Source organism: Leclercia sp. (assembly GCF_036780805.1).
Classification (GTDB): Bacteria; Pseudomonadota; Gammaproteobacteria; order Enterobacterales; family Enterobacteriaceae; genus Enterobacter.
The window spans coordinates 671,724-685,964 of the sequence record NZ_DAIQCE010000001.1 but is presented as its reverse complement, the minus strand read 5'-3'; the positions used below and the strand labels follow the sequence as shown (position 1 = coordinate 685,964).

The 14,241-nt window shown below is 56.2% G+C and carries 11 protein-coding genes, 2 tRNA genes and 4 other RNA genes; 9 read left to right on the top strand and 8 right to left on the bottom strand.

What is annotated here, in order from left to right:
* Nucleotides 1-65: 65 nt before the first annotated feature.
* From galU to rssA, 3 genes are all read right to left on the bottom strand, one after another.
* Nucleotides 66-974 carry a UTP--glucose-1-phosphate uridylyltransferase GalU gene (gene galU, locus V7Q49_RS03150; RefSeq protein WP_333849283.1) on the bottom strand — a complete coding sequence of 303 codons (909 nt, stop codon included), beginning with the start codon at nucleotides 972-974 and terminating at the stop codon, nucleotides 66-68.
* A 201-nt stretch (nucleotides 975-1,175) separates the two neighbouring features.
* Nucleotides 1,176-2,189 carry a two-component system response regulator RssB gene (gene rssB, locus V7Q49_RS03145; protein WP_333849282.1) on the bottom strand — a complete coding sequence of 338 codons (1,014 nt, stop codon included), beginning with the start codon at nucleotides 2,187-2,189 and terminating at the stop codon, nucleotides 1,176-1,178.
* A gap of 92 nt (nucleotides 2,190-2,281) precedes the next feature.
* On the bottom strand, nucleotides 2,282-3,184 hold the full coding sequence (gene rssA / locus V7Q49_RS03140) for a patatin-like phospholipase RssA (protein ID WP_333849281.1): 903 nt from the start codon (nucleotides 3,182-3,184) through the stop codon (nucleotides 2,282-2,284).
* A gap of 115 nt (nucleotides 3,185-3,299) precedes the next feature.
* Between rssA and V7Q49_RS03135 the strand changes: the two genes are divergently transcribed.
* The 8 genes from V7Q49_RS03135 to V7Q49_RS03100 all read left to right on the top strand — a co-directional run bounded on the left by V7Q49_RS03135 (nucleotide 3,300) and on the right by V7Q49_RS03100 (nucleotide 5,699).
* The gene (locus V7Q49_RS03135) at nucleotides 3,300-3,758 is read left to right on the top strand and encodes a YchJ family protein (RefSeq protein ID WP_333849280.1); all 459 of its coding nucleotides are present in this window, start codon (nucleotides 3,300-3,302) and stop codon (nucleotides 3,756-3,758) included.
* A gap of 46 nt (nucleotides 3,759-3,804) precedes the next feature.
* Complete coding sequence (gene purU, locus V7Q49_RS03130; protein WP_106993192.1) at nucleotides 3,805-4,647, top strand: formyltetrahydrofolate deformylase; 843 nt, start codon at nucleotides 3,805-3,807, stop codon at nucleotides 4,645-4,647.
* A gap of 156 nt (nucleotides 4,648-4,803) precedes the next feature.
* Nucleotides 4,804-4,888: transfer RNA gene (locus tag V7Q49_RS03125), tRNA-Tyr, on the top strand.
* Between the two features lie 45 nt (nucleotides 4,889-4,933).
* Nucleotides 4,934-5,060: non-coding RNA, RtT sRNA (locus V7Q49_RS03120), on the top strand.
* Nucleotides 5,061-5,103: 43 nt separating this feature from the next.
* Nucleotides 5,104-5,235, top strand: a non-coding RNA gene (locus V7Q49_RS03115) — RtT sRNA.
* Between the two features lie 35 nt (nucleotides 5,236-5,270).
* Nucleotides 5,271-5,355 (top strand) — tRNA-Tyr (locus V7Q49_RS03110).
* A 45-nt stretch (nucleotides 5,356-5,400) separates the two neighbouring features.
* Nucleotides 5,401-5,527: non-coding RNA, RtT sRNA (locus V7Q49_RS03105), on the top strand.
* A gap of 45 nt (nucleotides 5,528-5,572) precedes the next feature.
* Nucleotides 5,573-5,699: non-coding RNA, RtT sRNA (locus tag V7Q49_RS03100), on the top strand.
* A gap of 123 nt (nucleotides 5,700-5,822) precedes the next feature.
* Here the strand turns inward: V7Q49_RS03100 and V7Q49_RS03095 are convergent.
* Complete coding sequence (locus V7Q49_RS03095) at nucleotides 5,823-6,266, bottom strand: Lrp/AsnC family transcriptional regulator (RefSeq protein WP_333849279.1); 444 nt, start codon at nucleotides 6,264-6,266, stop codon at nucleotides 5,823-5,825.
* Between the two features lie 107 nt (nucleotides 6,267-6,373).
* Here V7Q49_RS03095 and V7Q49_RS03090 point away from each other — a divergent pair, with 107 nt between their 5' ends.
* Nucleotides 6,374-7,270, top strand: a complete 897-nt coding sequence (locus tag V7Q49_RS03090) for a DMT family transporter (RefSeq protein ID WP_333850477.1) — start codon at nucleotides 6,374-6,376, stop codon at nucleotides 7,268-7,270.
* Here the strand turns inward: V7Q49_RS03090 and narI are convergent.
* From narI to V7Q49_RS03070, 4 genes are read right to left on the bottom strand one after another with little or no spacing between them, the layout of a single operon-like run.
* Nucleotides 7,267-7,944, bottom strand: a complete 678-nt coding sequence (narI, locus tag V7Q49_RS03085) for a respiratory nitrate reductase subunit gamma (RefSeq protein ID WP_333849278.1) — start codon at nucleotides 7,942-7,944, stop codon at nucleotides 7,267-7,269. The genes V7Q49_RS03090 and narI overlap by 4 nt on opposite strands.
* Complete coding sequence (narJ, locus tag V7Q49_RS03080) at nucleotides 7,944-8,654, bottom strand: nitrate reductase molybdenum cofactor assembly chaperone (RefSeq protein ID WP_333849277.1); 711 nt, start codon at nucleotides 8,652-8,654, stop codon at nucleotides 7,944-7,946. The genes narI and narJ overlap by 1 nt, the downstream gene beginning before the upstream one ends.
* Nucleotides 8,651-10,186 carry a nitrate reductase subunit beta gene (gene narH, locus V7Q49_RS03075; protein WP_333849276.1) on the bottom strand — a complete coding sequence of 512 codons (1,536 nt, stop codon included), beginning with the start codon at nucleotides 10,184-10,186 and terminating at the stop codon, nucleotides 8,651-8,653. Before narH ends, narJ begins: the two co-directional genes overlap by 4 nt.
* A complete protein-coding gene (locus V7Q49_RS03070; RefSeq protein WP_333849275.1) occupies nucleotides 10,183-13,926 on the bottom strand; it encodes a nitrate reductase subunit alpha in 3,744 nt (1,247 codons plus the stop codon). Before V7Q49_RS03070 ends, narH begins: the two co-directional genes overlap by 4 nt.
* Between the last annotated feature and the right edge of the window lie 315 nt (nucleotides 13,927-14,241).

Below are 14,241 nucleotides of genomic sequence, written 5' to 3'. Positions count from 1 at the left end.
AGCGCATAAAAAAACCGGTGTAGCCAGGCTATCACCGGTTTTTTGCCTGACGCATCAGCGCCTGGTTAGTTTTTAATGCCCAGCGTCTCTTTCAGCCAGCCTTTAAATTCTTCACCCAGGGACTGGTGGCGAACACCATATTCAACGAAGGCCTGCATGTAACCGAGTTTATTACCGCAGTCATGGCTCTTACCTTTCATATGGTAGGCTTCTACGGTCTCTTTTTCGATCAGCATGTCGATGCCATCGGTCAGCTGGATTTCGTCACCGGCGCCTGGAGGCGTTTTCGCCAGCAGCGGCCAAATCTCTGCGCTCAGGACATAACGCCCTACTACAGCCAGATTAGACGGCGCTACGTCGGCTTTTGGCTTCTCAACCACGCCCACCATTGGCACGCTGTCGCCCGGCTTCATCTCGACGCCCTTGCAGTCGACAACGCCGTACGCGGTCACGTCTTCAACCGGCTCAACCATAATCTGGCTGCTGCCCGTTTCGTCGAAACGTTTAATCATTTCTGCCAGGTTATCCTGGGACAGATCGGATTCAAACTCGTCGAGAATAACGTCCGGTAAAATAACTGCCACCGGCTCGTTACCGACAACCGGATGGGCGCACAGCACGGCATGACCCAGACCTTTTGCCAGACCCTGACGAACCTGCATAATAGTGACGTGCGGCGGGCAAATAGACTGCACTTCCTGCAGAAGCTGACGCTTAACACGTTTTTCCAGCATCGCTTCGAGTTCAAAACTGGTATCGAAATGGTTTTCGATAGAGTTTTTGGATGAATGTGTTACCAGCACAATTTCAGTAATGCCGGCGGCAATACATTCGTTAACCACATACTGGATTAATGGCTTATCAACGAGTGGCAGCATCTCTTTTGGAATTGCCTTCGTTGCTGGCAGCATCCTGGTTCCCAACCCGGCAACCGGGATAACGGCCTTTGTCACTTTCGAATTTACGGCAGCCATTGAAACTCTCCTGAACTGTTCATGTTTTGAACTTTAGTCTGCATTAATAACGCGTTCAGTATATCAGTCGGAGGATGGAGTCCGGGTCTGAAAAGGACGCGCTACCGCTTAATTAGGATAAATACGAATGAAAACGTGTACCGATAGTAGCATTGCCGATGAAACGACGGTAAAGCTATCTACCGTTAAAATTTCAACTGATTATTCCGTGGACAACATTAAGCGCAACCGACCCCCTGTCCCCCAAATTTGGCATTGCCAGGAGGTGCAGCGGTGGCTTATTTGATTGAGATACGTATTGCCTAAGGTTCCTAACGGAACGCCGTTGCTAACCTGAATATGATGGTCACCAGTATTAAGCGTGGCATTAAGTCCCGCAGAAACCAAAATCAAATTTTTCAGCCCGCTGTGGTAATAACCCACCAGTAACGGAAACTGCCCGGGCAAACTTGCCTGACGCAGCAGCTGGTTAACCTGTTTAAGTAAACTCCCTAACTCTGGCAGGCGTTGTCCCTGATGAGAAAGTTGTTCCTGAAGCAAGCCGTTAAACAGGGCGCGTAATAATAACGCAGCCAGCACGCCATTATCCCCCGCCCGGGTCACGTCCAGACAATAAAACGCCAGATCGTTATCGGATAACGGAGCGATATCCAACACCAGCCCAGGTTGGTCGGCCGCCATCAGCTGACGGTAATTCACTTTGCATCCGGAGATGTTCTGTTGCACCGGTGGCTGCAACTCCTGCAAAAGCTTCGCCGCCGCAGTGGGGTTATTCACCAGCGCATCCCAGTCCTGAAAAAGTCGCTCCTCTTCTTCTACCCGGGAATTAAACATATTGGGATAGAGGCAGGCGAGGACGGTTTCACGCAGGCGATTAAGATCTTTCACTGGCTTAAGCAGGACATCCTGCACGCCCAGACGCAACGCTTTAGCGATGTCGGCCATATTCTCGGTGGCAGAAATAACGAGGATAGGGATCTGGTCCCCCGCGTTACGTAAATGCTCCACCAGCTTCAGGCCATTCATCCGCGGCATAGCGATATCGCAGATCATCAGATCGGGCTTAAGGCCCGCCATTTTTTCGAGGGCGTCGACGCCATCCCCCGCGAGTGCTGTTGTTGCTCCCAGTGATGAAAGCCACGAATCCAGTAGTGAGCGGAAAACAGGCTCGTCTTCAACTATCAGAATTTGTTTCCCGGCTAATGGCTGTGTCATGGTCTCTCCCGGCGCTGACAATAGATCAATAGTGGCATGCTATCGGTACTATCGCCTGTCAGATTTTGCTGAAGTAATCAAAAAAAGCGTGCTCAGGCAGAAGCCCGCACCAAAGGTAATAATTCATCCATTTTCTTCTCGACAGCCTGCGCGCCAGCGGCTATCGCCGCTTCTGCACGATGGAAATCGAGCGTTGAAATTTGTGGACAAAAAGGTTGAATCAATATATCCGGCGGGTCACCCGCCATTCGATTGCGTTTCAGGCGATTTTCCAGCACCTGAATGGAGGTCGTCATTATCTCCATCGCGGTCGGCGCGGCGACCCGTTTACGCGTCGCCACACGGCTCAGCCGCCCGCGCAGCTTTTCATGCCAGGCGAGATCGTCGAGTGCGCCGTCATCCGTTTGGGTGTTTACCGGCATCAGGTCCTGCTGCATCAGGTGGGCATCATGCTGGAGATCGACCGCAATGACGATATCGGCCCCCATCGCGCGGGTCAGAGAAATGGGTACAGGATTAACAACGCCGCCATCCACCAGCCAGTAGCCATTATGCGGAACCGGCGCCATCAGGCCCGGCATGCTGCAGGAGGCGCGGACGGCAAGATGGATATCGCCTTCGGTGAACCAGATTTCGCGGCCGGTGCTGAGGTTGGTCGCGACCGCGCCGAAAGGCATCTGGCAGCTGGAGAATTCGGTCAGGGGCATAACCTGGCGGAAACGGTTAAAGACGCGTTCACCGCGTAATAACCCACCACGCTGCCAGGAGAGATCCATCAGGCGCAGGACGTCCCAGTAGCTAAAGGATCGTACCCAGGTTTCGAGCTCGGGGAGTTTGCCACACGAATAAGCGGCCCCCACCAGAGAACCGATTGAACACCCTGCGACAATGTCTATTTCGATACCTAAACGTTGTAAGGCATTGATCACACCAATATGCGACCAGCCCCGGGCTGCTCCTGAGCCCAACGCCAGTCCGATTTTAACTTTTCTCATTAGCCCTGTTTAACGTCCCCTGGATTCCTGGCATAGCGTCATTGCAACCGCTCAGTTAACATAGTGCCACCCTGGCGTCATGCGCCATTCATTTTTACGTATCAGGAAGAGCATCGTGTCTCAACTCTGTCCCTGCGGTAGCGCCCTCGAGTATAGCCTATGTTGCCAGCGATATCTTACTGGAGAACAGGTTGCACCCGACCCGGCCTCACTGATGCGGTCCCGATATACCGCTTTTGTGATGCGGGACGCAGACTACCTGATTAAAACCTGGCACCCCTCGTGCCATGCCGCTGATTTTCGTCAGGAGATCGAGGCCGGATTTGCGAACACGCAATGGGCCGGGCTGACCCAGTACGAAACGGCGGCAGGCCAGGATGAGAACGAGGGGTTTGTCAGTTTTGTGGCCCGCTTTACCGAGCAGGGAAAAGCGGGTGCCATCATTGAACGCTCGCGTTTTTTAAAGGAGGGCGGACGGTGGTACTATATTGACGGTACGCGTCCGCAGTTCGGTCGTAACGACCCCTGCCCCTGTGGTTCAGGTAAAAAATTTAAAAAGTGTTGCGGGCAATAAGGCCTGACGACACCGTTTCAGCAAACACGCAAAGGATTTTCCGGCAATGCAATCAACACAACGCAAAGTGCTGCGCACCATTTGTCCCGACCAGAAAGGGCTGATCGCCCGTATTACCAACATTTGCTACAAGCATGAACTGAATATCGTGCAGAACAACGAGTTTGTTGATCACCGTACCGGTCGCTTCTTTATGCGTACCGAGCTGGAAGGGATTTTCAACGACGCGACGCTGCTGGCCGATCTCGACGGCGCGCTGCCGGAAGGCTCCGTCCGCGAGCTGACCCCAGCCGGTCGTCGCCGGGTGGTTATCCTGGTCACGAAAGAGGCGCACTGTCTGGGCGATCTGCTGATGAAAGCCAACTACGGCGGTCTGGATGTGGAGATCGCCGCGGTCATTGGCAATCACGAAACCCTGCGCACCCTGGTCGAACGTTTTGATATTCCGTTTGAGCTGGTCAGCCATGAAGGCCATACCCGCGAAGAGCATGATAATTTGATGGCGCAGGCCATCGAAGCGCATAACCCGGATTACGTGGTGCTGGCGAAATACATGCGCGTACTGACGCCCTCTTTCGTCTCTCGCTTCCCGAATAAGATCATCAATATTCACCACTCATTCCTGCCGGCCTTTATCGGTGCGCGTCCTTATCACCAGGCGTATGAGCGCGGCGTGAAGATCATTGGCGCCACGGCGCACTACGTGAATGACAACCTGGATGAAGGCCCAATCATCATGCAGGACGTGATTCATGTGGATCACACCTACACGGCAGAAGATATGATGCGTGCCGGACGCGACGTCGAAAAAAATGTGTTAAGCCGGGCGCTGTATCAGGTGCTGGCGCAGCGCGTCTTCGTCTACGGTAACCGAACCATCATTCTTTAATCCTGTATAAAATGAATTGATTAGCTTTGCGGCTTTATGCGTAAAAATCAGGCAAACGATTCAATTTAGCAAAGGAAGTCTTTACAGTGGCGCGTCATTTGATATGATGCGCCCCGCTTCCCGCAAGGAAGCAGGCCAGTAAAAGCATTACCCCGTGGTGGGGTTCCCGAGCGGCCAAAGGGAGCAGACTGTAAATCTGCCGTCATCGACTTCGAAGGTTCGAATCCTTCCCCCACCACCATCACTTCCAAAGTCTACCGACTCTCAAACAAGCACATTGCCTTATATTCTCCCGATGCAGGGAAGGATGAGAAGCTTCGACCAAGGTTCGATTCGAGCGTAGCGAGAAAGCGTTGCCGCAGGCAACGACCCGAAGGGCGAGGCGCAGCCGAGTAATCCTTCCCCCACCACCATTATTCACCACAGCGATGTGGTAATACCGATGAGATGTAGCGAAGTTTGCACTTATCGGGAAGGGTGAGAACCTTCGATTAAGGTTCGAGTCGAGCGAAAGCGAGACAACGTTGCCAAAGGCAACGGCCCAAAGGGTGAGGAGCGAAGCGACGAATAATCCTTCCCCCACCACCATCTCCACGCTGTACCTCAAAATATGAATTACCCCTGGTGGGGTTCCCGAGCGGCCAAAGGGAGCAGACTGTAAATCTGCCGTCATCGACTTCGAAGGTTCGAATCCTTCCCCCACCACCATCACTTCCAAAGTCTACCGACTCTCAAACAAGCACATTGCCTTATATTCTCCCGATGCAGGGAAGGATGAGAAGCTTCGACCAAGGTTCGATTCGAGCGTAGCGAGAAAGCGTTGCCGCAGGCAACGACCCGAAGGGCGAGGCGCAGCCGAGTAATCCTTCCCCCACCACCATCACTTCCAAAGTCTACCGACTCTCAAACAAGTACACTGCCTTATATTCTCCCGATGCAGGGAAGGATGAGAAGCTTCGACCAAGGTTCGATTCGAGCGTAGCGAGAAAGCGTTGCCGCAGGCAACGACCCGAAGGGCGAGGCGCAGCCGAGTAATCCTTCCCCCACCACCATCATTATCCGGCCTCCGCGCACCCGCTCCCCCGGTGGCGCTGCGCTTACCGGGGCTACAAAACGACAACACCGCACCGTATCCGTAGGCCGGGTAAGGCGCAGCCGCCACCCGGCAAAAAACGCTACAACGGTGGCAACCGACGCGTCACCGGCGAACTCTTCACGATCGACGTATTGCACTGGGCATGTTCCGCCAGTCCGTCCAGCAACGTATCCAGCTGCTCAATCGAGCGCACCACCAGCCTGATGACAAAACAGTCTTCGCCGGTCACTTTGTCGCTTTCAATACACTCCGGCATCGCCTGAATATATTTGTCTACCTGATGTAATAACCCTGGCAACGGCCGCACGCGCACCAGCGCCTGCAGGGTATAGCCTAACGCCGCCAGGTTCACCCGGGCGCCATATCCCTGAACAACGCCCCGCTCTTCCAGCCTCTTTAATCGCTCTGCCGTGCTGGGTGACGTGAGCCCAACCCTACCGCTCAGCACCTTCAGCGACATGCGCGCATCCTCCACCAGGCAGGCCAGAATCCGGCAGTCGATCTCATCGATAAGGTAATCCATATCATTCACCTAATTTATAAAAGCAAATATCGTTTATCACCTTAATTCAGCGCTGTAAATCCGGATACTTTTCTTTAACAATAAGGTCATTAATCAGGAGGTATATGATGCGTGACATTCAACAGGGCGTCTGGCAAATGAGCCTGGCGATGCTGATATCCGGTTCCATCGGCGCGTTTGTTCTGCTTTCCGGCTTACCGGTAACCGACGTGGTGTTCTGGCGCTGTCTGATCGGTGCCCTTGCGCTGTTTCTTTTTATTCGTTTCAGTAAACAGCCTTTCAGCCCGCTAACCAAAGTCACGCTGAGCCTCGCCATTCTTGGCGGCGTCGCGCTGGTGGTGAACTGGCTGCTGCTGTTCGCCGCCTTTGAGCGTATCTCGATCGGACTGTCGACGGTGGTCTACAACACCCAGCCGTTTATGCTGGTGCTGATGGGCATACTTCTGGGCGAAAAAGTGAGCCTGGTGAAATGGGGCTGGTTATTCCTCGCCTTTGGCGGCGTGGTGATTTTGCTCTCCAGCGAACTGACGGGCGGGCATGAAGCCGGATGGCTGGCCGGTATCGGTCTGGCGCTGGGCGCGGCTTTCTTCTACGCCCTCACCGCCATCATCACCCGGAAGTTAAAGAGTATCGCGCCACAGCATATCGCCTTTATTCAGGTCCTGACCGGCGTAGTGATGCTATTGCCGCTGGCGCATATGCCCGCTTTATCAGGTGATTTCCCGTGGGGGATTTTATTGACGCTGGGGATTGTCCACACCGGGATCATGTATCAGCTGCTCTACAGCGCCATTCAGAAGCTCCCTACCCCCATTATCGGCTCGCTGTCGTTTATCTATCCGGTGGTTGCGCTGATTGTCGATAACCTGGCGTTTGGCCATGCGCTGAGCCTCACCCAGCTGGCGGGCGGGGCCTTGATTCTGCTGGCCGCGGCGGGCAACAACCTCGGCTGGGGCGAAAAAAAACCCCGCCAGAGCGGGGTTCAGATTAAAACAGCGGATTAGCGACGGGCGCGTACAATCTGATACCGGCGCGTCAGGTACTCCACCGGCGCGCTCCAGATGTGCACCAGACGGGAGAACGGGAAAAGCAGGAACAGCGTCATACCCAGCACCAGGTGCACGCGGAAGACAAAGGCCACGCCGTCCAGATGCTCAGACGCCCCGCCGTGGAAGGCCACCACCGACTGCGCCCAACCCACCAGCTTCAGCATTTCGCTGCCGTCCATGTGTTGCGCAGAGAACGGAATCGTCAGCAGACCCAGCGCACACTGGATCATCAGCAGGGAGAGGATCAGGATATCCGCCCCGGTGGTGGTAGCACGTACGCGCGGGCTGAACAGGCGACGTTTCAACAGCATCAGGCCGCCCACCAGGGTCATCACTCCGCAGGCACCGCCGGCAATCATCGCCATCTTCTGCTTCACATCCATCGGCAGGAAGGATTCATACATCCAGTGCGGGGTCAGCATCCCAAGGAAGTGACCGGCAAAGATACCCAGAATCCCGATGTGGAACAGGTTCGAGGCCATGTTCATCCCTTTGCGATCCAACATCTGGCTGGAGGCGGCGCGCCAGGTGTACTGGCCGTAGTCGTAACGCAGCCAGCTACCAATCAGAAATACCGAACCCGCAATGTACGGATAGATATCGAAGAAGAACATATTCAGGAAGTGCATTATTGCTGTCCTCCGTTAGAGATATTCAAATATTGCGGGGCAACGGCACCGGCAAAACGACGCTGGTGAGCAGAGATTTCCGACTCGCCACAGCTCTGGTCAGCAAAGAACTTCACCTGCTCTTCTTCCCAGACCGCATCCAGCGCTTGCGGAGTATCGTCGCGGGCCTCATCGGCGATTTTCTCCGCCACTTTTTCACTGTCGATAGCCGCATTTGCCAGCTTCACCAGCAGATCGAACAGCACCGCATAGCGGCTTTCACGCTGCTGAAGCCGCGCGCCGAGCAGCGCCAGGATCGGCGCGATATCCTGCAGACCACCCAGCGCCTCCTCTTTCGGCAGCTGCGCCAGATACTCCAGGTACAGCGGCAGGTGATCCGGCAGCTCGCGGCTGTCGAGCTGCATACCGTGCTGCTCGTACTGCGCCATCAGATCGACCATCGCCTGGCCCCGATCGCGGGATTCACCGTGAACATGTTCGAACAGCAGTAACGAGGTGGCGCGGCCGCGGTCAAACAGCTGGCTGTAGTCAGACTGTGCATCCAGCAGATCGCGCGCTAACAGGTCGCGCAGGAAAATGCCAAGCCGCTGGGCATCCTCTTTGTCCAGGTTTTCCGATGACGCGAGTGCATCGAAGAGTTCCTGTTGATGCTGCACAAGGGCAGCATCCGGGTACTCGAGCAAACGCGAAACAATGACGAGTTCAATCATTGGTGCGGCTCCGTTTTGCTGGTCACATCCATCGCATCAATGCGGCGGCTGTTGAACAGGTTGAATTTGCTGTCAGAACCGTGGCAACCGTCGCCGAAGGTAAAGCCACACCCGCTTTTCTCAGGGAAGGCTTCACGCGCCAGCTCACGGTGGCTGCTCGGCACCACGAAACGATCTTCGTAGTTAGCAATTGCCAGGTAGCGGTACATCTCCTGAGCCTGCGCTTCGCTTAAGCCCACCTCTTCCAGCGCGCGGGTATCGATGACGCCGTCAACGGTCTCGGCACGTTTGAAGTGGCGCATCGCCAGCATACGTTTCAGGGCCAGCAGTACCGGCTGGGTGTCACCCGCGGTCAGCAGGTTTGCCAGATACTGAACCGGGATACGCAGGCTTTCGACATCCGGCAGGATACCGTTGCCGCCCAACTCGCCCGCATCCGCGGCAGACTGGATCGGCGACAGCGGCGGCACATACCAGACCATCGGCAGCGTGCGGTATTCCGGGTGCAGCGGCAGGGCCAGCTTCCAGTCCATCGCCATTTTGTAGACCGGAGACTGCTGCGCGGCGTCGATCACGCTCTGCGGAATGCCGTCCTTCAGTGCCTGAGCGATCACCTTCGGATCGTTCGGATCGAGGAACACGTCCAGCTGACGCTGATAGAGATCTTTCTCGTGCTCGGTGCTCGCGGCATTTTCAATCGCGTCCGCGTCATACAGCAGCACGCCGAGGTAGCGGATACGGCCTACGCAGCTCTCGGAGCAGACGGTTGGCATACCGGCTTCGATACGCGGGTAACAGAAGATGCACTTCTCGGACTTGCCGCTCTTCCAGTTGAAGTAGATCTTTTTGTACGGACAGCCGGTGATGCACATACGCCAGCCGCGGCACTTATCCTGGTCGATCAGGACGATGCCGTCTTCTTCACGCTTGTAGATGGCGCCGCTCGGACAGGTCGCCACGCACGCCGGGTTGAGGCAGTGCTCGCACAGGCGCGGCAGATACATCATGAAGGTGTTTTCGAACTGGCCGTACATCGCCTTCTGCATGTTCTCGAAGTTCTGGTCTTTGGCGCGTTTTTCGAACTCGCCGCCCAGAATCTCTTCCCAGTTTGGCCCGCTGGTGATCTTGTCCATACGCTGACCGGTGATCAGCGAGCGAGGACGGGCGATCGGCTGGTGTTTGCTTTCCGGCGCGTTATGCAGGTTCTGGTAGTCAAAATCAAACGGCTCGTAGTAATCGTCGATGCCCGGCAGATGTGGGTTAGCAAAGATTTTACCCAGCAGCAGCGCTTTGTTACCCATGCGCGGCACCAGCTTGCCGTTGATTTTACGGATCCAGCCGCCCTTCCACTTCTCCTGGTTTTCCCAGTCGGTCGGGAAGCCGGTGCCCGGCTTGCTCTCTACGTTGTTGAACCAGGCGTACTCCATCCCTTCACGGCTGGTCCAGACGTTTTTACAGGTGACCGAGCAGGTGTGACAGCCGATGCATTTATCCAGATTCAGCACCATGCCGACTTGTGAACGAATTTTCATTTTACGCTCTCCTGTACCTGGTCACACCCTTCGCCGTCTAACCAGTTAATATTCTTCATCTTACGTACCACCACGAACTCATCGCGGTTCGATCCTACGGTGCCGTAGTAGTTAAAGCCGTAGGCCAGCTGCGCATAGCCACCGATCATGTGGGTCGGCTTCGGCGTAATACGGGTCACGGAGTTGTGGATCCCGCCGCGCTGCTCGGTGATCTCTGAACCCGGCAGGTTAACGATACGTTCCTGCGCGTGGTACATCATGGTCATCCCGGCCGGTACACGCTGGCTCACCACCGCACGCGCCGTCAGGGCACCATTGCTGTTGAACACTTCGATCCAGTCGTTATCTTCAATACCCAGATCTTTGGCGTCCGCTTCGCTCATCCAGACAATCGGGCCGCCGCGCGACAGGGTCAGCATCAGCAGGTTGTCGCTGTAGGTGGAGTGGATACCCCACTTCTGGTGCGGCGTCAGGAAGTTCAGCGCCTTCTCCGGGTTACCGTTCGATTTCGCACCCATCACCGCTTTCACAGAGCGGGTGTCGATTGGCGGACGGTACACCAGCAGGCTCTCGCCGAAGTCGCGCATCCACTGGTGATCCTGATACAGAGACTGACGACCGGACAGGGTGCGCCATGGGATCAGCTCGTGCACGTTGGTGTAACCGGCGTTATAAGAGACATGTTCATCTTCCAGGCCAGACCAGGTCGGGCTGGAGATAATCTTGCGCGGCTGGGCCTGAATATCGCGGAAGCGAATTTTCTCTTCCTCTTTATTGGTCGCCAGATGCGTGTGATCGCGGCCGGTAAACTCGCTCAGCGCCGCCCAGGCTTTCACCGCGACGTGGCCGTTGGTTTCCGGGGCCAGGGTCAGGATCATCTCTGCCGCATCAATCGCCGTGTTCAGCATTGGCTGGCCTTTGGCCGGGCCGTCCGCTTTGGTGTAGTTGAGCTTACGCAGCAGATCCATCTCGGTCTGGGTGTTCCAGGCAATCCCCTTCCCGCCGTTACCGATTTTCTCCATCAGCGGGCCGATAGAGGTAAAGCGTTCGTAGGTCGCCGGGTAGTCACGTTCAACCGGAATGATGTGCGGCGCGGTCACGCCCGGGATCAGGTCACATTCGCCTTTTTTCCAGTCCTTCACGTCCAGCGGCTGCGCCAGTTCGGCGGCGGAGTCGTGCTGGATAGGCAGCGTTACCACGTCGGTCTCTTTGCCGAGGTGTCCCACGCAGACTTCAGAGAATTTCTTCGCGATGTCCTTGTAGATATCCCAGTCGCTTTTCGATTCCCACGCCGGATCAACGGCCGCAGACAGTGGATGAATAAACGGATGCATATCCGAGGTATTCATGTCGTCTTTTTCGTACCAGGTGGCGGTTGGCAGCACAATGTCGGAGTACAGGCAGGTGCTGGACAGACGGAAGTCCAGGGTCACCACCAGATCCAGCTTGCCGTCGAGGCCGTTGTCTTTCCACTCCACCTCTTCCGGCTTCACGCCGCCCTGCTTGCCGAGATCTTTACCCTGGATACCGTTTTCGGTACCGAGCAGGTATTTCAGCATGTACTCGTGGCCTTTACCGGACGAGCCCAGCAGATTGGATCGCCAGATAAACAGGTTACGCGGATGGTTTTTACCGTTTTCCGGCTGTTCCGCCGCAAAGCGAATCGAACCCTCTTTCAGGGATTTGACGGTGTAATCCACCGGCGTCATGCCCGCCTTCTTTGCCTCTTCGGCGATGCGCAGCGGGTTGGTCCCCAGCTGTGGCGCTGACGGCAGCCAGCCCATGCGCTCTGCGCGCACGTTGAAGTCAATCAGGTGGCCGCTGTAGCGGGATTTATCCGCCATCGGCGACAGCAGCTCCTGCGCGGTGACCGTTTCGTAGCGCCACTGGCTGGAGTGGTTATAGAAGTAGGAGGTGCTGTTCATGTGGCGTGCCGGGCGCTGCCAGTCAAGGGCAAACGCCAGCGGCTGCCAGCCGGTCTGCGGACGCAGTTTTTCCTGGCCCACGTAGTGCGCCCAGCCGCCGCCGCTCTGACCGACGCAGCCGCAGAAGATCAGCATGTTGATCAGGCCGCGATAGTTCATATCGAGGTGATACCAGTGGTTCAGACCGGCACCGACGATGATCATCGAACGACCGTGGGTCTTATCCGCGTTATCGGCAAATTCACGTGCGGTACGGATAATGTGCGCCCGCGGTACGCCGGTGATCTGCTCTGCCCAGGCCGGAGTGTAGGCTTTGACGTCGTCATAGTTAGTGGCGCAGTTTTCATCGTTCAGACCGCGCTCCAGACCGTAGTTGGCCAGGGTCAGGTCGTAAACGGTGGTCACCAGCGCGGTGGAGCCGTCGGCCAGCTGCAGGCGTTTCACCGGCAGTTTGTGCATCAGGATGTTCTGCAGCTCAACCTTGTTGAAGTGCTCAGTACCTTCGCCGCCAAAGTACGGGAAGCCGACATCGGCGATCTCGTCCTGGCTGCCCAGCATGCTCAGACGCAATTCGGTCTCTTCGCCGGAAGTGCCATCGCGCTGCTCGAGGTTCCATTTGCCCTTCTCGCCCCAGCGGAAACCGATGGAACCGTTCGGCGCAATCATGTCGCCATTGCTGTTGTAGGCAACGGTTTTCCACTCAGGATTGTTTTCCTGGCCCAGCGCATCCACCAGGTCGGCGGCACGCAGCATACGGCCTGCGGCGTAGTACCCGTCGCGCTCTTCCAGCATCACCAGCATTGGCATGTCGGTATATTTGCGCACGTAGTCGGTGAAGTACTGGCTTGGCTTGTCGAGGTGGAACTCACGCAGCATCACGTGGCCCATCGCCAGCGCCATCGCGGCATCCGTACCCTGCTTCGGTGCCAGCCACAGGTCGCACAGCTTGGCGATTTCGGCGTAGTCCGGGGTCACGGCAACGGTTTTGGTGCCTTTGTAACGCACTTCGGTAAAGAAGTGCGCGTCCGGGGTACGGGTCTGTGGAACGTTAGAGCCCCAGGCGATGATGTAGCTGGAGTTGTACCAGTCAGCGGATTCTGGCACGTCAGTCTGCTCGCCCCAGGTCTGCGGAGACGCCGGCGGCAGGTCGCAGTACCAGTCGTAGAAGCTCAGGCAGGTGCCGCCGATCAGCGACAGATAACGCGCGCCAGAGGCATAAGAAACCATCGACATCGCCGGGATCGGTGAGAAGCCCGCCACGCGGTCCGGGCCGTAGGTTTTGACGGTATAGACGTTAGAGGCGGCAATCAGCTCATTCACTTCCTGCCAGGAAGAGCGGACAAAACCGCCGCGGCCGCGGGCCTGCTTAAAGCTTTTCGCTTTGTCGGCATCTTCGATGATAGAGGCCCAGGCCTCAACCGGATCGCTGTGCTGCACCTTCGCTTCACGCCACATTTTCATCAGGCGTTTACGCATCAGCGGATATTTCAGGCGGTTGGCGCTGTAGAGATACCAGGAGTAGCTGGCGCCACGCGGGCAGCCACGCGGTTCGTGGTTTGGCATATCCGGGCGGGTGCGCGGGTAGTCGGTCTGCTGCATTTCCCAGGTCACCAGACCGTTTTTCACGAAAATCTTCCAGCTGCATGAGCCGGTACAGTTCACGCCGTGGGTGGAACGGACGACTTTGTCATGCTGCCAGCGCTGGCGGTAACCGTCTTCCCAGTCCCGGTTGGTCTCCAGAACCTGGCCGTGCCCATCGGCAAAAGTTTCACCCTTCTGTTTGAAGTAGCGAAACCGGTCCAAAAATTTGCTCATCGGGTATCTCCTGTGTGGAGCCTGTGGCTCTCTAAATCGACATTGCTGATTTGCAGCGAAGGTAACGCTCTGAAAGATGGCGGGAATTGATAACGATCAAGAGGAACGGGGGATACGAAGGGAGGCTAATCCGGGACTACCCCTAAAGCGGTACAAAAACCCACGTTTCAACGCATTGTTTTGTATGGGTATTTTTAATTTATCGTACAAAAGCATGCGTTGCCGATGCGCAGAGGGGTATTAAGGGGTAGAGCGCCCTGATAAGCGATGACGATCACAGTGGTGGCGCGGCAGACACGGCAGCTTCGATAAGTA